This window comes from Burkholderia perseverans (assembly GCF_022870505.1).
GTDB classification, from domain to species: Bacteria; Pseudomonadota; Gammaproteobacteria; order Burkholderiales; family Burkholderiaceae; genus Burkholderia; species Burkholderia plantarii.
In genome coordinates this window covers 3,113,170-3,131,774 of record NZ_CP045094.1, presented here as the reverse complement: position 1 = coordinate 3,131,774, position 18,605 = coordinate 3,113,170, and the positions used below count along the sequence as shown (strand labels likewise).

The 18,605-nt window shown below is 64.8% G+C and carries 21 protein-coding genes; 10 read left to right on the top strand and 11 right to left on the bottom strand.

All coding sequences use genetic code 11. The annotated features are described in order from the left end of the window. Positions 1 to 158: 158 nt before the first annotated feature. The 3 genes from cueR to BpN12_RS28370 all read left to right on the top strand — a co-directional run bounded on the left by cueR (position 159) and on the right by BpN12_RS28370 (position 1,384). Positions 159 to 548, top strand: coding sequence for a Cu(I)-responsive transcriptional regulator (gene cueR, locus BpN12_RS28380; RefSeq protein WP_246798033.1), 390 nt, complete (start codon positions 159 to 161; stop codon positions 546 to 548). A 232-nt stretch (positions 549 to 780) separates the two neighbouring features. Beyond that, entirely contained in the window at positions 781 to 927 is a 147-nt protein-coding gene (locus BpN12_RS28375; protein ID WP_080937219.1) for a DUF3563 family protein, read from the top strand. A gap of 220 nt (positions 928 to 1,147) precedes the next feature. Next, the gene (locus tag BpN12_RS28370) at positions 1,148 to 1,384 is read left to right on the top strand and encodes a hypothetical protein (RefSeq protein WP_425306333.1); all 237 of its coding nucleotides are present in this window, start codon (positions 1,148 to 1,150) and stop codon (positions 1,382 to 1,384) included. 37 nt (positions 1,385 to 1,421) lie between these two features. Here BpN12_RS28370 and BpN12_RS28365 read toward each other — a convergent pair whose 3' ends face one another. After that, on the bottom strand, positions 1,422 to 2,267 hold the full coding sequence (locus BpN12_RS28365) for a 23S rRNA (adenine(2030)-N(6))-methyltransferase RlmJ (RefSeq protein ID WP_246795493.1): 846 nt from the start codon (positions 2,265 to 2,267) through the stop codon (positions 1,422 to 1,424). Positions 2,268 to 2,379: 112 nt separating this feature from the next. Continuing rightward, positions 2,380 to 3,351 carry a potassium channel beta subunit family protein gene (locus BpN12_RS28360; RefSeq protein ID WP_246795492.1) on the bottom strand — a complete coding sequence of 324 codons (972 nt, stop codon included), beginning with the start codon at positions 3,349 to 3,351 and terminating at the stop codon, positions 2,380 to 2,382. Between the two features lie 173 nt (positions 3,352 to 3,524). Between BpN12_RS28360 and BpN12_RS28355 the strand changes: the two genes are divergently transcribed. Continuing rightward, positions 3,525 to 4,313: a 3-hydroxybutyrate dehydrogenase gene (locus BpN12_RS28355; protein WP_246795491.1), complete on the top strand. Its 789-nt coding sequence runs from the start codon at positions 3,525 to 3,527 to the stop codon at positions 4,311 to 4,313. 169 nt (positions 4,314 to 4,482) lie between these two features. On the opposite strand, the gene BpN12_RS28350 is transcribed toward BpN12_RS28355, so the two are convergent. Then, the gene (locus BpN12_RS28350) at positions 4,483 to 5,682 is read right to left on the bottom strand and encodes an amino acid aminotransferase (RefSeq protein ID WP_246795490.1); all 1,200 of its coding nucleotides are present in this window, start codon (positions 5,680 to 5,682) and stop codon (positions 4,483 to 4,485) included. 258 nt (positions 5,683 to 5,940) lie between these two features. Between BpN12_RS28350 and uvrB the strand changes: the two genes are divergently transcribed. The 5 genes from uvrB (at position 5,941) to BpN12_RS28325 (ending at position 11,565) form a co-directional block, all read left to right on the top strand. Continuing rightward, complete coding sequence (gene uvrB, locus BpN12_RS28345) at positions 5,941 to 8,031, top strand: excinuclease ABC subunit UvrB (RefSeq protein ID WP_246795489.1); 2,091 nt, start codon at positions 5,941 to 5,943, stop codon at positions 8,029 to 8,031. Positions 8,032 to 8,290: 259 nt separating this feature from the next. Continuing rightward, positions 8,291 to 8,842 (top strand): iron transporter, encoded by a 552-nt coding sequence (locus BpN12_RS28340; protein ID WP_246795488.1) that lies wholly within the window; start codon positions 8,291 to 8,293, stop codon positions 8,840 to 8,842. Positions 8,843 to 8,918: 76 nt separating this feature from the next. Next, positions 8,919 to 9,260, top strand: a complete 342-nt coding sequence (locus BpN12_RS28335) for a cupredoxin domain-containing protein (RefSeq protein ID WP_246798032.1) — start codon at positions 8,919 to 8,921, stop codon at positions 9,258 to 9,260. A gap of 59 nt (positions 9,261 to 9,319) precedes the next feature. Beyond that, positions 9,320 to 10,162 carry an FTR1 family iron permease gene (locus tag BpN12_RS28330; protein WP_246795487.1) on the top strand — a complete coding sequence of 281 codons (843 nt, stop codon included), beginning with the start codon at positions 9,320 to 9,322 and terminating at the stop codon, positions 10,160 to 10,162. Next, entirely contained in the window at positions 10,159 to 11,565 is a 1,407-nt protein-coding gene (locus BpN12_RS28325; RefSeq protein ID WP_246795486.1) for a 4Fe-4S binding protein, read from the top strand. Before BpN12_RS28330 ends, BpN12_RS28325 begins: the two co-directional genes overlap by 4 nt. Before the next feature lie 240 nt (positions 11,566 to 11,805). On the opposite strand, the gene hemP is transcribed toward BpN12_RS28325, so the two are convergent. The 3 genes from hemP to BpN12_RS28310 all read right to left on the bottom strand — a co-directional run bounded on the left by hemP (position 11,806) and on the right by BpN12_RS28310 (position 13,648). Continuing rightward, on the bottom strand, positions 11,806 to 12,048 hold the full coding sequence (gene hemP, locus BpN12_RS28320) for a hemin uptake protein HemP (RefSeq protein ID WP_042625563.1): 243 nt from the start codon (positions 12,046 to 12,048) through the stop codon (positions 11,806 to 11,808). 155 nt (positions 12,049 to 12,203) lie between these two features. Beyond that, complete coding sequence (locus tag BpN12_RS28315) at positions 12,204 to 12,689, bottom strand: SRPBCC family protein (protein ID WP_246795485.1); 486 nt, start codon at positions 12,687 to 12,689, stop codon at positions 12,204 to 12,206. 86 nt (positions 12,690 to 12,775) lie between these two features. Further along, positions 12,776 to 13,648 (bottom strand): pirin family protein, encoded by an 873-nt coding sequence (locus BpN12_RS28310; RefSeq protein ID WP_246795484.1) that lies wholly within the window; start codon positions 13,646 to 13,648, stop codon positions 12,776 to 12,778. 112 nt (positions 13,649 to 13,760) lie between these two features. Here BpN12_RS28310 and BpN12_RS28305 point away from each other — a divergent pair, with 112 nt between their 5' ends. Further along, complete coding sequence (locus BpN12_RS28305) at positions 13,761 to 14,732, top strand: LysR family transcriptional regulator (protein ID WP_246795483.1); 972 nt, start codon at positions 13,761 to 13,763, stop codon at positions 14,730 to 14,732. Positions 14,733 to 15,086: 354 nt separating this feature from the next. Here BpN12_RS28305 and BpN12_RS28300 read toward each other — a convergent pair whose 3' ends face one another. The 5 genes from BpN12_RS28300 to murI all read right to left on the bottom strand — a co-directional run bounded on the left by BpN12_RS28300 (position 15,087) and on the right by murI (position 18,562). Next, positions 15,087 to 15,509 (bottom strand): ExbD/TolR family protein, encoded by a 423-nt coding sequence (locus BpN12_RS28300; RefSeq protein ID WP_198251590.1) that lies wholly within the window; start codon positions 15,507 to 15,509, stop codon positions 15,087 to 15,089. Between the two features lie 13 nt (positions 15,510 to 15,522). After that, complete coding sequence (locus tag BpN12_RS28295) at positions 15,523 to 16,263, bottom strand: MotA/TolQ/ExbB proton channel family protein (protein ID WP_246795482.1); 741 nt, start codon at positions 16,261 to 16,263, stop codon at positions 15,523 to 15,525. Positions 16,264 to 16,317: 54 nt separating this feature from the next. Continuing rightward, entirely contained in the window at positions 16,318 to 17,040 is a 723-nt protein-coding gene (locus BpN12_RS28290) for an energy transducer TonB (protein WP_246798031.1), read from the bottom strand. Positions 17,041 to 17,259: 219 nt separating this feature from the next. Continuing rightward, positions 17,260 to 17,493, bottom strand: a complete 234-nt coding sequence (locus tag BpN12_RS28285; RefSeq protein WP_042625557.1) for a (2Fe-2S)-binding protein — start codon at positions 17,491 to 17,493, stop codon at positions 17,260 to 17,262. 208 nt (positions 17,494 to 17,701) lie between these two features. Beyond that, complete coding sequence (murI, locus tag BpN12_RS28280) at positions 17,702 to 18,562, bottom strand: glutamate racemase (protein WP_246795481.1); 861 nt, start codon at positions 18,560 to 18,562, stop codon at positions 17,702 to 17,704. Between the last annotated feature and the right edge of the window lie 43 nt (positions 18,563 to 18,605).

Genomic DNA, 18,605 nt, shown 5'->3' with positions numbered 1-18,605 from the left:
TGAAAGTAGGTAATCGTCAGGCTTCCTCCTTCGAAACCCCCGCTGCCCAGGCAGTGGGGGTTTTGTCTTTTCCAGACGCGGAAAGCGCGCGTGATGGCCCCTTGCACGCCGATAGCGACATCGCGCTAAGATCTCCGAAATTGCTTTGGGAGAATCGCGTGAATATCGGTGAAGCTGCTCGCGCTTCGGGCGTCAGTGCGAAGATGATCCGTTACTACGAAAGCGTGGGCTTGATCGAACCGGCGCAGCGAACCGATGCCGGCTACCGCACGTACGGCGACAACGAAATCCATTTGTTGACGTTCATTCGGCAGGCGCGCCGGCTTGGCTTCCTGGTCGACGACGTGCGCAAGCTTCTCGCACTCTGGCAGGATCGTGGCCGCGCGAGTGCGGAGGTCAAGTCGATCGCACTTGAGCACGTCTCCGAACTGGACCGGCGCATTGCCGAGCTGACCGACATGCGCAATACACTGGCCAGGCTCGCGGCCTACTGCCATGGCGACGATCGGCCGGAGTGCCCGATCCTCGAGCGCCTCGCTGATGCCTGAATGCACCTTTGTTGTGCATTTTCGTTCACTGCAAGATCAATCCTGACCTGCCTAATTTCATATAAATCAAGGCGCTGACCGGTTCGACAGCATTTCATTCCATCTTGGAATGCCTTTCATTCGTGCATTTCATTAGCATCCTGGTGCACTCCCGCTATAATCCGGGATAACCCTATACGGGATATCCCTGAAATGATTCACCGGGGGATCTCAAACTTCCTTGGAGAGCATCATGGTTGCATACATCGTCGAAAAGCTGAGCTACTGGTTCGAATCCGCAGAGCGTGAACGCCGCGAAGCCTATCTGGCCGAATCGAGCGATATCGTTCAACTTGAGCAGCGTATCCGCGCCCTCGAAACGAACGGCTACTCGCTGTAAGACCTGACCGGATTCAAGCATGCGTCGAGCATGCGAAGCAGAACGAGCCCCGAAATTGTCGGGGCTTTTGTTTTTTGCGCGGCGAAATTGGTCACATGCCACGCTGTCCGCGCTATCGTGTCGCTAACGATCTCAACCAGGGATGGATGGTATGCGCCTTGACGACTCCCAAACGCGTGGCTCCGGCACTCCCAAGCTCGTAGTGCTTGGACTGATCTGCATGGCTGCGAGCCATGGCGCGATTGCCGCGCAAGACCGGCCGCCCGTTGTGCTCGACACGCAAACCGGTATTCATGACGGCCGTTCCGGTGTCGTGCTGCAGACAGCGCCGCTCAATCCGGCGCCAATCGTCACGCCGGCCGAGATTCGGCAGCCGGCGGGGCAGCAACAGAACAACCAGATGCCAATGGTCGTGGCGCCTTATATCAAGGTGCCGACACCGTCCTATCGGCAATAGACGCCATGCGGGCCTCGGCCTGGCAGGCCGAGGCGGGTCATGCGCTGCGTGATTCGATCCCGAACTTGGCACCGCTGTCCTGCCCAAGTGCATCCGCCAGATACGGCAGGGCGTTGCGCATCGATTCCACCAGCGTATACGGCGGATTCAGGATGAACATGCCGCTGCCATAGAGCCCGAAGCCGTCCGAGGGCGGATGGCTGACAGTCAGCGTCAGATGCAACCAGTTGCCCGGCTGCAGGCGTTTCAGGTGGTCGGGGAAGCGTTCGGATTCTGGACGCTTGACCTGCGGATACCAGACAGCGTAGCAGCCGGTTGCGAAGCGCTTCAGCCCCTCTTCGATACAGGTCAGCGTTCGCGCATAGTCGCGCTTGTCCTCATACGACGGATCGATCAGCACCATGGCCCGGCGCGGCGGCGGAGGCAGCAGTGCCTTGAGCCCCTCGAAGCCGTCGGCCGCATAAACCATGGCGCGGCGGCCGGCATCGCGGAAGTTGTGCCGCAGCACGCCGATTTCGGTACTGTGCATCTCGAACAATCGCATCCGGTCCTGCTCGCGCAGCAGGCGCCACGCCAGATAGGGCGAGCCCGGGTAATAGCGCAATTGGCCGGCATCGTTGCAGGCGCGGATCTCGGCGACATACGCTTCGAGGGCTTCGGGCAGCTTGTCCGCATTCCACAGTTTCGCGATGCCGGTTTCGTACTCGGCGGTCTTGGCGGCGAAACCTTCGTCCAGTGCGTAGATCCCCGCGCCCGCATGCGTGTCGATGTACCAGTAAGACTTGTCTTTCTTGTTGAAATAGTTAAGCAACTGGACGACAACGGTGTGCTTGAGCACATCCGCATGGTTGCCGGCATGGAACGCGTGGCGATAACTGAACATGGCGGGGGATGAGGCGAATGAAATCGAAATCGGCCGCGGACTTGATGCCGGCGCCGCAGGGGCGGCATCGACACCTGATGGTCGCGCGACCGGCTATTGTACGCGACGGCGCCTACTGGGCCTGATCGCCGACGATCTCTTCGATACGCTGCTTCAGCTCGGGCGAAATCCGCGCCGCCACCTCGACCGCCTTCATGTTCTCGCCGATCTGCTCGACGCGCGAGGCGCCGGTGATCACGGTGCTGACGTTCGGATTCTTCAGCACCCAGGCGATCGCGAGTTGGGCGACGGTGCAGCCGAGTTCGTCGGCGATGGCGGCAAGCTTGGCGACCGCTTCGTTTTTCGCGGGATGCGTGAGCTGGTCGCGCAGCCAGTCGTAACCCTGCACCGCGGCCCGGCTGCCTTCGGGAACGCCATTGCGATACTTGCCGGTCAGCAGACCCGATGCAAGCGGGCTCCAGGTCGTCAGGCCAAGGCCGATGTCTTCATAAAGCCGCCGGTATTCACGCTCGACACGGCGCCGGTGGAACAGGTTGTATTGCGGCTGCTCCATGACCGGCTTGTGCAGGTGATGCCGCTCGGCGATGCCGTAGGCCGCCCGGATCTCGTCGGCGCTCCACTCCGACGTGCCCCAGTACTGCGCCTTGCCGCGCGTGATCATGTCGCTCATCGCCCAGACCGTTTCCTCGATCGGCGTGTTCGGATCGGGGCGATGACAGAACACGAGATCGACGTAGTCGAGCTTCAGCCGCCGCAGCGATCCGTCGATCGCATCCATCAGGTATTTGCGGTTCAGCGTGTGGTATTGGTTCGGGGCCTCGTTCAAGCCCCAGAAGAATTTCGTCGAGACGACGTAGCTGACGCGCGACCAGCCGAGCGCCTTCAGCGCCTCGCCCATGATTTCTTCGGATTGGCCGTGCGCATAGACCTCGGCGTTGTCGAAGAAGTTGATGCCGGCATCGCGTGCCGCGGCCAGCGATTCGCGCGCGGCGTGCTGGTCGACCTGATTGCCGTATGTCACCCACGAGCCGATCGACAATTCGCTGACCTGCAGCCCCGAGCGACCCAAACGCCTGTAATTCATGTGACCTCCTCGAATTGGGACAGCGGCTAGCTTAGCCCGTTTGGCGGCTGCATGCAGTCCGCTTCATGCACAATAGCAGCGCCGCGCGCGCAGCGGCATTGGTCGAACGGCCGGCTTGCGGCGCGGGCGCGGCAATGTTTTCATGGATCGAACTGGATTGGGGAGACGTCGGTATGGTTTTGAAATTGGACGGCAAAGTCGCCGTGGTTACGGGCGCCGCGAGCGGCATCGGCAAGGAAATCGCCCTGGAGCTCGCGAAAGCGGGCGCGGCCGTGGCGATCGCCGACCTGAATCAGGATGGCGCGAACGCGGTGGCCGAGCAGATCCGGCAGGCGGGCGGCAAGGCGCTCGGCGTGGCGATGGACGTCACGAGCGAAGAAGCCGTGAACGAGGGCATCGACAAGGTCGCGCAGGCGTTCGGCTCGATCGACATCCTGGTGTCGAACGCCGGCATCCAGATCGTCAACCCGATCGAGAACTACTCGTTTGCTGACTGGAAGAAGATGCAGGCGATCCACGTGGACGGCGCGTTCCTGACCACCAAGGCCGCGCTCAAGTACATGTACAAGGACGACCGTGGTGGCGTGGTGATCTACATGGGCTCGGTGCATTCGCACGAGGCCTCGCCGCTGAAGTCGGCCTACGTGACGGCCAAGCATGGTCTGCTCGGTCTCGCGCGCGTGCTGGCCAAGGAAGGCGCGAAGCACAACGTGCGCTCGCACGTGGTCTGCCCGGGCTTCGTGCGCACGCCGCTGGTCGACAAGCAGATCCCCGAGCAGGCCAAGGAACTCGGCATCAGCGAGGATGAAGTCATCAAGAAGGTGATGCTCGGCAATACGGTGGACGGCGTGTTCACGACCGTGGAGGACGTGGCGCAGACGGTGCTGTTCCTGTCGGCGTTCCCGAGCGCGGCGCTCACGGGCCAGTCGTTCGTCGTCAGCCACGGCTGGTTCATGCAGTGACGCTGGCGGGTCGCGCAGGCGGCTATCGGGCGCGAGCCGGCAGCGAGCACGTTGTGCCGCGCGTGTCCACGGCCAGCGATTGGCACCGATCGGCGCCGGAATAAAAAAACGCGCTCCCGGGAGCGCGTTTTCGGTAGAACGCGGTGCGAGGTCCGCGCCGCGATGCCGTTTACTTCAGCACTGCCGCGATTGCGTTCGCGACCGCGTCGAGGTTGCGCGTGTTCAGCGCGGCCACGCAGATGCGGCCCGTGCTGACGGCATAGATGCCGAACTCTTCGCGCAGGCGATCAACCTGGGCGGCCGTCAGGCCCGAGTACGAGAACATGCCGCGTTGCGCATTGATGAAGCTGAAGTCGCGATCGACGCCACTTGCCTTCAGGCGCTCGACGAGGCCGTTGCGCATCGCGCGGATGCGGTCGCGCATTTCGCCGAGTTCCTCGACCCAGGCGGCATACAGTTCCGGCGAGGCCAGCACCGCCGAGACGAGCGCGCCGCCATGCGTCGGCGGGTTCGAGTAGTTGGTGCGGATCACGCGCTTCAGTTGCGACAGCACGCGCGTGGCTTCGTCCTTGCTCTCGGTGATGATCGACAGCGCGCCGATGCGCTCGCCATACAGCGAGAACGACTTCGAGAACGACGACGACACGAACACATTCAGGTCCGCAGCGGCGAACAGGCGCACGGCTGCCGAATCGGCTTCGAGGCTTTCGCCGAAGCCCTGGTAGGCCATGTCGAGGAACGGCACGAGCTGGCGTGCCTTGACCACTTCGACCACCTGGCCCCACTGAGCTTCCGTCAGGTCGACGCCGGTCGGGTTGTGGCAGCAGGCGTGCAGCACGACGATCGTGCCGGCCGCGTAGCCGTTCAGCGCGTCGAGCATGGCGTCGAAGTTCACGCCGTTCGTGGCCGCGTCGTAGTACGGATAGACGTCGACCGGGAAGCCGGCCATCTCGAACAGCGCGCGGTGGTTTTCCCAGCTCGGGTTGCTGATCGCGACGCGGGCATTCGGGTTCAGCATGCGCAGGAAGTCGGCTCCGATCTTCAGCGCGCCCGTGCCGCCGATTGCCTGCGCGGTCACGACGCGGCCCGCCGCGATCAGCGGGGAATCGTTGCCGAGCACCTGCTTCTGCACGGCCGCGTCATAGGCGGCGATCCCGTCGATCGGCAGATAGCCGCGCGGCAGGCCGGCCTCGACCCGCGCCTTTTCCGCGTCGCGCACCGCGCGCAGCAGCGGGATCTTGCCTTCCTCGTTGGTATACACGCCGACGCCGAGGTTCACCTTGGTCGGGCGCGTATCGGCGTTAAATGCTTCGTTGAGGCCCAGGATCGGATCGCGGGGCGCGAGTTCGACAGCGGAGAAGAGCGACATGATGATTTCGCAGCAGTAAGTAGTGGAATGAAATCGGGGGCCGGATCCCGTGCGAGCGAAGACGGGAGGCCGCGCAGTCTGACGCCGCCGCGGCTGCCGGAGCGAATCTTTCTATTGTAGCGAATTGCGTCGCGATTTCGGCCAAAGCCGGGGCGTCGTCGTAGGTATCGGGGCGTGAACCGGGCGGCGTCGGGCGTTCAGCCCGCCCGACGCCGAAGCGCTAGAATGCTCGTTTGCACGCGGCCCGGCTTTCGACCCATGTCCGAACATTCCCCCGAAGTTGCCGAAGAACTCGACGAATCGAAATTTGTCGAGTTCGACGGCTCCCCGTTCCACCTCTACCAGCCGTATCCGCCGGCGGGCGACCAGCCCACCGCGATCGATACGCTCGTCGAGGGCGTCGAGGACGGCCTGTCGTTCCAGACGCTGCTCGGCGTGACGGGTTCCGGCAAGACCTTCACGATGGCGAACACGATCGCGCGGCTCGGCCGCCCGGCCATCGTGTTTGCGCCGAACAAGACGCTCGCCGCCCAGCTCTATTCGGAGTTCCGCGAGTTCTTCCCGCGCAACGCGGTCGAGTACTTCGTCTCGTACTACGACTATTACCAGCCGGAAGCCTACGTGCCGCAGCGCGACCTGTTCATCGAAAAGGACTCGTCGATCAACGAGCACATCGAGCAGATGCGGCTGTCGGCGACCAAGAGTCTGATGGAGCGGCGCGACGTGGTGATCGTCGCGACCGTGTCGGCGATCTACGGTATCGGCAACCCGTCCGAGTACCACCAGATGATCCTGACGCTGCGCAACGGCGACCGGATCGGCCAGCGCGACGTGATCGCGCGGCTGATCGCGATGCAGTACACGCGCAACGAGCAGGATTTCCAGCGCGGCACGTTTCGCGTGCGCGGCGACACGATCGACATCTTCCCGGCCGAGCACGCCGAGATGGCGGTGCGCGTCGAATTGTTCGACGACGAAGTCGAGACGCTGCAGCTGTTCGATCCGCTGACGGGCCGGGTGCGCCAGAAGATTGCGCGCTTCACCGTCTACCCGTCGTCGCACTACGTGACGCCGCGCGACACCGTGATGCGCGCGGTCGAGACGATCAAGGAGGAATTGCGCGAGCGGCTCGAATTTTTTTACGGCGACAACCGTCTCGTCGAGGCGCAGCGGCTCGAGCAGCGCACCCGTTTCGATCTCGAGATGCTGCAGGAACTCGGCTTCTGCAAGGGCATCGAGAACTATTCGCGGCACTTCTCGGGCGCGGCGCCCGGCGAGCCGCCGCCGACGCTGGTCGACTACCTGCCGTCCGATGCGCTGATGCTGCTCGACGAATCGCATGTGCTGATCGGCCAGCTGAACGGCATGTACAACGGCGACCGCGCGCGCAAGGAGAATCTCGTCAACTATGGGTTCCGCCTGCCGTCCGCGCTCGACAACCGGCCGCTGAAATTTCCCGAGTTCGAACGCAAGATGCGGCAGGTCGTGTTCGTGTCGGCGACGCCGGCCGACTACGAGCAGCGCGTGTCGGGGCAGGTGGCCGAGCAGGTGGTGCGGCCGACGGGGCTCGTCGATCCCGAGATCGAGGTGCGGCCCGCGAGTTCGCAGGTCGATGACGCGCTGGCCGAAATCAACGAGCGCGTGAAGGCTGGCGAACGCGTGCTGATCACGGTGCTGACCAAGCGCATGGCCGAGCAGCTCACCGAATTCCTGGCCGATCACGGCGTCAAGGTCCGCTATCTGCACAGCGACATCGACACCGTGGAGCGCGTTGAAATCATCCGCGACCTGCGGCTCGGCACGTTCGACGTGCTGGTCGGGATCAACCTGCTGCGCGAGGGGCTCGACATTCCAGAGGTGTCGCTCGTCGCGATCCTCGACGCGGACAAGGAAGGCTTCCTGCGCGCCGAGCGCTCGCTGATCCAGACGATCGGCCGCGCGGCGCGTAACGTGAACGGCAAGGCGATCCTCTACGCCGACAACATGACCGATTCGATGCGCCGCGCGATCGACGAGACCGAGCGGCGCCGTGCCAAGCAGATCGCGCACAACGAGAAGCTCGGTATTACGCCGCGCGGCGTGGTGAAGCGAATCAAGGACATCATCGACGGCGTCTACAACGTCGACGAGGCGCGTGCCGAACTGAAGGAAGCGCAGCAGCGCGCGAAATTCGAGGACATGTCGGAGAAGCAGCTGGCGAAGGAAATCAAACGGCTCGAAAAACAGATGGCCGACTACGCCAAGAACCTCGAATTCGAGAAGGCGGCCCAGACCCGCGACCAGCTCGCGCTGCTGCGCGAGCGCGTGTTCGGCGCCAACGTCGGCGATCACGTCGGCGGGGCCCGCTGAGCGCTCCGATTTCGTCGTGCCGGCCCCGCGCGCCGGCCGGCGGCCCTCCCCACGAAACTTCCGAAATCCTTTCTGCATCAAGGGTTTGAATTTCTTTCCGCGTTGTCCGCCGCGGGGTTCGGTGCTAAACTCGCGAATTATTGAGAATGGTTCGCATTAACGTTCGTAGTTACCCGCACTGTCGATCGGCTCAGGTGCTTTCGTGGGCGTTCGCGAGGCGGGGTTTCAGTTCACCAGACGATAAAAACAAGGAGTTTCAATGTTCGCTTCATCCCTCGCCCGTAGCGGGATTGCAGTCGCGGCGGCGCTGGTCGCGATGTCGGCGTCGGCGGCCGAGTATCCGATCGGCAAGCAGCAGATCCAGGGTGGCATGGAAGTCGGCGTCGTATATCTGCAGCCGATCACGATGGAACCGGAAGGCATGATGCGCAAGGCATCGGATTCCGACATCCATCTCGAGACGGACATCCATGCGGTGAAGAACAACCCGACCGGCTTCGCCGAGGGCGACTGGATGCCGTATCTGCAGGTCGAGTACAAGCTGACCAAGCAGGGTGACGCGAAGTGGAAGGCGGAAGGCGACCTGATGGGCATGGTCGCGAACGACGGCCCGCACTATGGCGACAACGTCAAGCTCGACGGCCCGGGCAAGTACCACCTGTCGATGACGGTAAAGCCGCCGATGCAGATGGGCCACATGGCGTTCGGCCGCCACGTCGACAAGGAAACGGGCGTGGGCCCGTGGTTCAAGCCGTTCACGCTCGAATACGATTTCCCGTTCGCGGGCATCGGCAAGAAGGGTGGTTACTGATCGCGTCGCGTACCGCGCCGCGCCGTCCGGTACGGCCGGGCGGCGTCGCACGGTGCCGCCCTCAACGAGAAACACAATGAGATTCCCCAGGATTTTCGCCGCCTCGCTCGTCGCTTTCGTCACCGCCGCGGCCGCCGTTGCTGCTCATGCGGCCGATCTGCCGACCTTCAAGCTCGAGATGGCGGACGGCAAGCTCAATCCGGCGCGCATTGAGGTGCCGGCCGGCCAGCGCTTCAAGATCGAGGTCCGCAATACCGGCAAGGGCGCGGTCGAGTTCGAAAGCGTTCAGTTGCGCAAGGAGAAGGTGCTCGCGCCCGGTGCCGAATCGTTCGTCGTGATCGCGCCGCAGTCGCCGGGCGAGTACAAGTTCTTCGACGATTTTCACCAGCAGGCGCAGGGCGTCATCGTCGCGAAGTAGTCCCGATTTATCGTGCGGCCGCGGAAGCCCCGCCGCGGCCGGGGTACACGGAGGTTTCAATGGGTCAAATCATCTTCATCGTCTGGCGCGAGAGCGTCGAGGCGCTGCTCGTCGTGGGCATTCTCTATGCCTGGCTCAGGAACGGCGACGCCCAGGCGCGTCGCGGGCTGCCGTATCTGTGGGTCGGCGTCGCGGCCGGCCTGCTGCTGGCGATCGGTCTTGGTGCCGCGCTGGTCGGGTTCACCGAAGTGCTGTCCGGCGATGCGCAGGACTATTTCCAGACCGCGATGGTGCTGGTTGCCTGCGTGCTGATCGTGCAGATGGTGATCTGGATGAAGCGGCACGGGCGCACGCTCAAGCGCGAGATGGAGCAATCGCTGCAGGAGACCACGAAGACCGCGAACTGGTGGGGCGTAGCCGTACTGGTCGCGCTCGCGATCGCGCGCGAGGGCAGCGAGACGGTGATCTTCCTCTACGGCCTCGGGTTCGGGCAGTCGGGCCATGTTGGCGGCGCACAGGTGTTCGCGGTGCTGATCGGCTTCGCGCTCGCGCTGTTGACGTTCTACGTGCTGCAGCTGGGCGGCAAGGTGTTCTCGTGGCGGCTGTTCTTCCGCGTCACGGAAATCATGCTGCTGTTCCTCGGCGCGGGCCTGTTCGAGGCCGGCGTCGACAAGCTGATCGACAAGGAAATCCTGCCGCTCGGCATTTCGCAGCTGTGGGACACCTCGGCGATCCTCGATGATTCGAGCACGTTCGGCTCGCTGGTCGCGACGCTGACCGGCTATCGTGCGCATCCGGCGCTGATGAACCTCGTTGCCTACGTGGCCTATTGGGTGGTCGTCTACGCGCTGCTGAAGCTCACGGCGCGCCGCCCGGTCGCCGCGACGGGGCGGGCTGCATGAGCACGGCCGTGCGCGGCGCGCGCTGGAGCTGGAGCCGGCTGTCCGAGGCCGGCCACTGGATGCAGCGCCACGGCGGCTTGATTCGCGGGATCCAGTGGGTCGTGGTCGGCGTCTACGCGTTCCTGATCCTGGTGCCGGCGTTCACGCCGCTGCCCGACGACACGGCGCACCTGTGGAGCAATCTGACGCTGGCCGCGCAGTTCGTGTTCTGGGGCATCTGGTGGCCGTTCGTGCTGCTGTCGATGGTGATGCTCGGGCGTGTCTGGTGCGGCGTGCTGTGCCCCGAGGGCGCGCTCGCCGAGTTCGCCAGCAAGTTCGGCCGCGGCCGCGCGATCCCGCGCTGGATGCGCTGGGGCGGCTGGCCGTTCGTCGCGTTCGGCATCACCACGATCTACGGGCAGATGGTCAGCGTCTATCAGTATCCGCGCGCGGTGCTGCTGGTGCTGGGCGGCTCGACCTTTGCCGCGATGGTGATCGGCCTGCTGTACGGCCGCGAGAAGCGCGTCTGGTGCAAGTATCTGTGCCCCGTCAACGGCGTGTTCGCGCTGCTCGCGCGCCTCGCGCCGCTGCGTTTCAAGGTCGACGAGGACGCCTGGCGCCGCTCGTACACGCAAGGCGAGCATGGTCATCGCGTGATTCCGATCAACTGCGCGCCGCTCGTCCCGCTGCGCAACATGAAGGGCGCGGCCGCCTGCCATATGTGCGGCCGATGCAGTGGCCACCGCGATGCGATTGCGCTGACGCTGCGTTCACCGGCCGAGGAAGTCGTCGAGCTCGGCGATAAACAGGCGAGTGCCTGGGACACCGCGCTGATCCTGTATGGCCTGCTCGGCATCGCGATCGGCGCGTTCCACTGGACCGCGAGCCCGTGGTTCGTGGCGATCAAGCAATGGCTCGCGGGCTGGCTGATCGACCAGGACATCACTTGGCCGCTCGAGACGAACGCGCCGTGGTTCCTGCTCACGCACTATCCCGAGCAGAACGACGTGTTCTCGTGGCTCGACGGCGGTCTCGTGGTCGGCTATATCGTCGGCACCGGCCTGATCTATGGCACCGCGCTGCTGATCGTGCTGGCGGCGTCGGTCGCGATGCTCGGCCGCTTCGAGCGCGTGCGGCTGCACCATCTGACGCAGGCGCTGATTCCGCTCGCGGGGGCAGGCGTGTTCCTCGGCCTGTCGGCAACCACGTTGTCGCTGTTGCGCGCCGAGCATGTGCCGCTCGATTGGGCGTCGCCGGTGCGAATTGCGATCCTCGTTATCTCGAATACATGGAGCGCGTGGCTGGCCTGGCGCGTGACCGGCCGCTATGCGGGCTTGCCGCGTCGTCTTGCCGCGACGGCCGGTTTCGTGCTGGCACTCGCGATCGTCGATAGCGCCTGGTGGTTGATGTTCTGGCATTTCTGACGTCTGAACAGATAGCGCTTTGCATCCCGCGCGTGCCGCTCGAAGCATAAAAAAAGCGACGTGCCCGTCAGGCACGTCGCTTTTTGTCCATCTGCATGAGAACCAAAAAAAATGGCTTGGCTTGCTGTAACGACTGCTTGAGTGTGGTTGCACGAAGGGGTCTAGATCTCGCGTGCAAGCCGTTACGGCTGGCTAGTGCCCAACACCTCTCAGGGAGGTGGTCCCCACAATACTCGGTACTTACTTCGTCAAAATCAGTTTACCCAGGCGAGTAGCGCGCAGCTGGTAAGTTTCGCCGTTATGCATGATCGAGACATGCGTGCGGCCCTGCAGCAGCGTATCGCTGGCGACGACGCGCTGATTCGAATCCGGCTTGGCCGTGGATTCCGTCTTCGTGACAGCCGCCACTTTCGTGCGGCCACCGGGTACGACGCCGCTGGTGCGGCGCAGGGTCAGCGTGGAGGAGCGCATGAGTTCGGTCATCAGGACGTTTAATCAGTTGCGAGTCGATGGAATGAATTCTAAATGATAATTATTCCCATTTACAACCGATGTTTTTTCATCGAAACGCAGATGCTGATAGTTTTTTGTAAAACCCGTGCCGGCAGCGCTCCGAAGAGCGCCGGCATGCAGCGCGTTCAGTGCAGCGGATCGGGGTCCCGGCGGCCCTGAGCGTATTCGCGGATCAAGCGGACCGTGTCGATGTCGGAGGTGCGGTAGGCCTCCTTGACGATGCCCTGCGTCTGCCGCGCGTCTTCGGTGTCGGCCGTGTCGGGCAGCGTAGTGCGGTATTCGAAGCGCAGGAACAGTTCGGCGTCGGCGCGCTCCTCGATCGTCATCGTCAGCGAGCCGCCGATCTCGCCATTGGCGGCATGAATGTCGTAGCGCACCTGATGGTTCGTCGTGAACGTCACGCGATCGCGGATCGTCGCCTGACCGAAATGCAGTTCACGTTCGAGCGTGGTGCCGGTACGCTCGCGGATCTCGCAGCGATCGAGGCCGATCACGAACAACTGCGGCTGTTCGGCGCGCAGCACGAGCCCTTCCCAGAGTTGGTCGCGGGTGAGCGTCGGCAACGTCGGGTTGTCCGGCGCATTGATCTGGATCAGGTGTTCAAAATTCAAGGGTACGGGTTCCTTCTGTCGACGTGGCGGCGAGCCGCAAGAGGAAACCATTGTGACGCAATTCGCAAACCTCGTCCGGCCCCCGATCAGGCCTCGATCGCGCCCATCCTGCCGGCCTGGTAATCGGCCACCGCGTCGCGAATCTCCTGTTCGGTATTCATCACGAACGGCCCGTAGCGGACGATAGGCTCGGCGATCGGACGGCCGCCGAGCAGCAGCACGTCGAGCGGTGCGTCGCCGGCTTCGAGGTCGACGGTATCGCCGTCGTCGTCGAACACGATCATCTGCCGCGGGCCGCTGACCTGCCGGCTCGCGCCGTAATGGCCGGCGCCGGCGATCGGGTAGGCGAACACGCGGTGATCGCGCAGCACGGGCAGGCTGATGCGTGCGCGCGGCTGCAGCGTCAGGTGCAGATACAGCAGCGGCGTTTGCGTGTCGATCGCCGCGCGCACGCCCAGCGCCTCGCCGGCGATCACCTTCACGCTGGTGCGGCCGTCGGCCGAGGTTGCGCGCGGAATGTCGGCTGCCGCGAGGTCCTGATAGCGCGGCGCGAGCCGCTTGTCGCCGCGGCGCAGGTTCACCCAGAGCTGGAAGCCGTGGATGCGTCCGCCCGCGGCCGCAAACGCCGGGTCGGGCATCTCGCTGTGGATCAGCCCCGCACCGGCCGTCATCCATTGCACGTCGCCGGCGCGCAGCTCGCCCGTGTGTCCCGCCGAATCACGATGGCGGAAGTGGCCATCGAGCAGGTAGGTGACGGTTTCGAAGCCGCGATGCGGATGATCGGGCGCGCCTTTCGCCGCACCGGGCGCGTAATCGACCGGCCCCATCTCGTCGAGCAGCAGGAACGGATCGAAGTCGGCGAGCAGGCGGGTGGGGAACGGGCGATGGACCTGGAAACCGGCGCCTTCCGTGGCCCGCAGGGACGGATAGACGCGCTGGATCGAGCGCGGTGCTGGCATCGGATATTGTCCTGAAATGATCGGGCTGGCTGGTCGAAGCTATTATATGGACCCGCCAGCGCTTGAAATCGGCGCGATCCGCAATGGATCGTTCTGGAATTGGAACGATGAAATGAATATCGATGCACACAACCTGAACGACCTGATGTACTTCTCGCAGGTCGTCGAACATGGCGGCTTCTCGGCCGCGGAACGCGTCCTCGGCATCTCGAAGTCGCGGCTTTCGCGGCGCTTGACGGAGCTCGAGGCGACGCTCGGCGTGCGCCTGCTGCAGCGCTCGACGCGCAAGCTCGCGCTGACGGAGGCCGGGCAGCTGTTCTACCAGCATTGCCAGGCGATGCTGGCCGAGGCGCAGGCGGCGATGAATGCGGTCCAGCAGCTGCGGGCCTCGCCGCGCGGGACGGTGCGCGTCAGCGTGCCGGTTACGCTGTCGCAGACGATGATGTCGCGGCTGCTGCCCGAATTCCTGCATCGCTTCCCCGAGGTGCGCGTGCAGGTGCGCGTGACGAACCAGGTGATCGACCTGTTCGAGGATTCGATCGATGTGGCCTTGCGCGTGCGCTCCGAGCCGCCCGAGAACGCCAACATCGTGGTGCGTCCGCTGTGGCGCACCGAGCAGATGCTGGTCGGCTCGCCGAGTCTGCTGAGCCAGAACGCGCCGCCGCTCGCGCCTGGTGACCTGGGACGCTTCGAGACGCTCGACACGCCGTCCGGCGACGGCCGCCACGTGTTCACGCTGATCGCGCCCGACGGCACGCGCCATCAGCACGAGCACGAGCCGCGGCTCGTGACGGCTGACCTGATGACGATCCGCGAGGCGGTGCTCGACGGGGTCGGGATTGCCGCGCTGCCGGAAATGATGTACGGCAACGCGCTGCGCGCGGGGCAGCTGTCGCCGGTGATGCCGGGCTGGACGCTGCCGGTGCCGCAGCTCTATGCGGTGTTCGTGTCGCGCCAGGGCATGCCGCCCGCGGTGCGTTCGTTCGTCGATTTCCTCGTCGAGAAGCTCGACAACGATTACCGCGAGCCCTCCTGTCCCGAGCGCGAGGAAAAGCGGGCCGAGCGGAGCGTCGCGGCGGCATGAATCGGTTTTGTCATCGAAGCGCCGCGCGCCATCGTGAGATTCAATCGGGGCACGCTTGAATGCCCGCGCGCCGCGGCCTATATTGAAATCCCAATCGCGAAGGGACGTTCCTAGCGAATCCGGTGGCCGCATATGTTGCGAGCCAGATAGGGCAGAACGCGCCAGTCCGTGCAGACCACGGCGTGCCGCATTGCGTTGCTCCAGGCGCCTGACGCCGCCGAAGAGCCCGCCGCCCGAAGGCGCCCGCGTGCGCATAAAAAAGGCCTTCATCGAACGATGAAGGCCTTTTCCTTTATGGCGCCGATCTTGCCGGTCGATTGGTCCGAACTGCTTGCGGACGCGCCGCGCCAGTCCTTATTTCGATTTCGGATCGGTCACGAAACCGAGCTTCGTGAGGCCGCCCGATTGCGCGGCCGACATCACGTCGGCGACGCGCTCGTAGGCGATCTTGCGATCGGCGCGCAGATGCAGTTCCGGCTGCGGATCGACCTTCGCGGCCTCGGCGATCTTCGCCTGCAGCTCGGCATCGCTGACGGGCTGGTCGTTCCACATCACCGTGCCGTCGGCCTGGATCGCCACATCGATCGTCTTCGGCTTGATGTCGACCTTCTGGCTGCTCGCGTGGGGCAGGTCGATCTTCACCGCGTGGTGGATCGCCGGCAGCGTGACGAGGAAGATGATCAGCAGCACGAGCATGACGTCGACGAGCGGCGTCATGTTGATCTCGTTCATCAGGCCGTCGTCGTCGTCATCGCCGAACGAGGAGTTCATTGCCATGCTGGGACTCCGCTCAGTGGGTGTGCGCGCGCGTGGACGCGAGGCGGATCGAATCGCGGCCCTTCGTCGAGGCGAGGCGCGTGCCCGTCACGAAATAGGCGTGCAGGCCGTGCGCGAAGCGGCGCAGCTTCGTGACGACGCCCTTGTTGGCGCGCGTCAGCGCGTTGTAGCCGAGCACGGCCGGGATCGCGACGAACAGGCCGAACGCGGTCATGATCAGCGATTCGCCGACCGGGCCGGCGACCTGGTCGATCGAGGTCTGGCCGGTCGCGCCGATCGTCAGCAGCGCGTGATAGATGCCCCACACCGTGCCGAACAGGCCGACGAACGGCGCCGTGCTGCCGATCGAGGCGAGCACCGCGAGGCCGCTCTGCATGCGCGCGACGCTGCCGTCCATGGTGTCCTTCAGGCAGCGCGTGATCCACTCCGACACGTCCATGCGGTCGTGCAGGTGCGGCTGCGTCTGCTGATGGTGCTCGGCCGCTTCCTGGCCGGCCAGCGCGAGCGCGAGCAGCGGGTTGTCCTGCATGCTCGACGACGCGTCGCGCAGCTTCTGCACGCCCTTGTCGAACTCGTCGGAATGCCAGAACGCCTGGTCGGCGTTCTTCATCAGGCGGCCGAGCCGAATCACGTTCCAGCCCTTGATGACGATGACGAGCCAGGACATCACCGACATGACGAGCAGCACGATCGCGATGGCGCGCGTCACGAAATCACCTTGCGCCCAGACGTGCGCGATACCGTAGCTTTGCATTTCCTTTCCTTTGTTTGAATCCGGTGAGGCTGAATCAGTTATCGATCGGTTCGATCAGTCGTCGTTCAGGTTGAACTTGAACGGCTGCGTGTAGGCGGCGCGCACCGGCTGGCCGTTTTCCATGTACGGCTTGCACGGCGTGGCCCGGATCGCGTCGGCCGCGGCGTCGTCCAGGCGCTGGAAGCCGCTGCTCTGCACGACCTTCACGCTTTCGATCTGGCCGCTCAGGCCGACCACGAAGCGCACGGTGGCCGTGCCGGTCTCGCCGCGCCGCTTCGACAGCGTCGGGTAATCGGGCTCGCGCACCTGGCAGACCAGTTTCGGGCCTTCCTTCGGCGCGACGATCTCCATGGTAGGACGCACCGGCGGCGGCGGGGCGGGAGGCGCCGGCGGTGCGGCCGGGGCCGGCGGCGCGGGCGGCGTCGGCTCGGGTGCCTGCACGACGTTGCTCGACGGCTCGCGCGATACCGGCAGCGGCGTCGGCGTCGGCCTGACGACCGGCTTCGGCACGACCTTCGGCTTCGGCACCGGCTTGGGCGGCGGTGGAGTCGGCTTCGATTCGAGCGAGACGGGCTGGGCGACCGGAGCCGACAGCAATTGCACCGTCATCGTCGATTCGAGCTTGGGTTGCGGCAATTCGTCGCGTGGCATCAACAGCGCGCCGCCGATCAGCGCGGCATGTCCGAGGAGGACGATGGCGCTCGCGATGGCGATGCGACGATTGAAACGGGGGGCGACCGGCACGGAACCGGTCGGGACGGGAGTCGAAGCCTGCATGTCTGCCAGTCTAGGTGGCGGCGCGCCGGGCGCCGACCGCGTGATCATGCATCACTTGCGGAAAATCAGCAGCGAAATGCACAGGGTGGTTACGAATCCGATCAGCAATTCCATCACAGCTCCCAGGCGGTTGGCCGTTGGCTAGCGATTGCAGGCTCGCTGACGGAATGGTCAAACGAAAACGCGGCAGTCAGCCGCGTGTGTTAGCGAGGTTGCCGATCAGGCCGCCTTGCGTTCGAAGAACGTGACGGGGACGGCCTGCGGGTGCGAGACGCCGCACTGGCTCTCGCAGACGCCGTGCTCGGCCATCAGCTCGCGCACCGACTCCTCGCACTTGCCGCAGCAGGTGGAGACGCCGAGTTCGAACTGCAACTCGTCGAAAGACGCGACGCCCTCGGCGAGCGAGGCGCGGATCTTTCGGTCGGACACGGACTTGCACACGCAGACGATCATGATGAGCGCGATAGCTAACGTTAATGCGAATTATTATCATTATATTCGGGTGGCTTGGCAAGCCCATCCCGCGGTTTTTTGTAACTAATCCAGGTGCTTAGCAGGGGCTTGCAGAAACGTCACCGCGCCGTGTCAGGTGCCCCGGCAGGCGCCTCGGCCATGCAGGAGGCCGTATTCGGACCGCTTTGGCGCTGCTCCCGGCGCGCTTTCAGGCGGGAAGCGCGGTGGCGGCGGCGCGCGGCGACGGAATCGAAATCGTTTCGGCGGCGGCGTCGAGGCCGAGCAGCAGGGCAGCCAGCGCCTGCAGGCGGGCGCCGTCGTCGGTGGAGTAGAGGCGTGTCGGCCGCAGAGCGGCGCCGGCCGGCGAGCGCAGGCCGCGCTCGTCGAGCACGCGCGCGAGTTGTCGCGCGATCGCCTCGCCCGTATCGATGAGGGTCAGACGATTTTGCGTCAGCTCGCGGATCGTGGCGTCGAGAAACGGGTAGTGGGTGCAGCCGAGCACCAGCGTGTCAGCGCCGGCGGTGAGCATCGGCTCCAGATAGCCGGCCAGCAGCGCGCGCAACTCGGCGGAGCCGGTGTCGCCGCGCTCGATGGCCTGTACGAGCCCGTGGCCCGGCTGGAGCAGGAACCGGCAGTCGCCGGCGTGACGCGCGATCAGCGCCTCGAAGCGGGCGCTGCGCAGCGTCGCGGCGGTGGCCAGCACGCCGGCCACGCGGCTTTGCGAGACGAGCGTGGCCGGCTTGATGCCGGGCTCGACGCCGATCAGCGGAATCGCCAGCGTCTCGCGCACCACGGCGATCGATTGCGCGGTGGCGGTGTTGCAGGCGACCACGAGCGCCTTCGCGCCTCGCGCGGCGAGCCATTCGCCGATCGCGAGCGTGCGCTCGATGATGAACGCGTCGTCGCGCTCGCCATATGGGGCGTAGCGCGAATCGGCGACATAGATGAAGGCCTCGTCGGGCAGATGCGCGCGCGCGGCACGCAGGACCGACAGGCCGCCCAGCCCGGAATCGAAGATGCCGACCGGTGCGGCGGCGGATTCTGGCGCGAAAGCGGGCAGGCTGGGCATGGAGGGTGAAGCGGCGGATGGCGATCCGCCATATTACGACGCC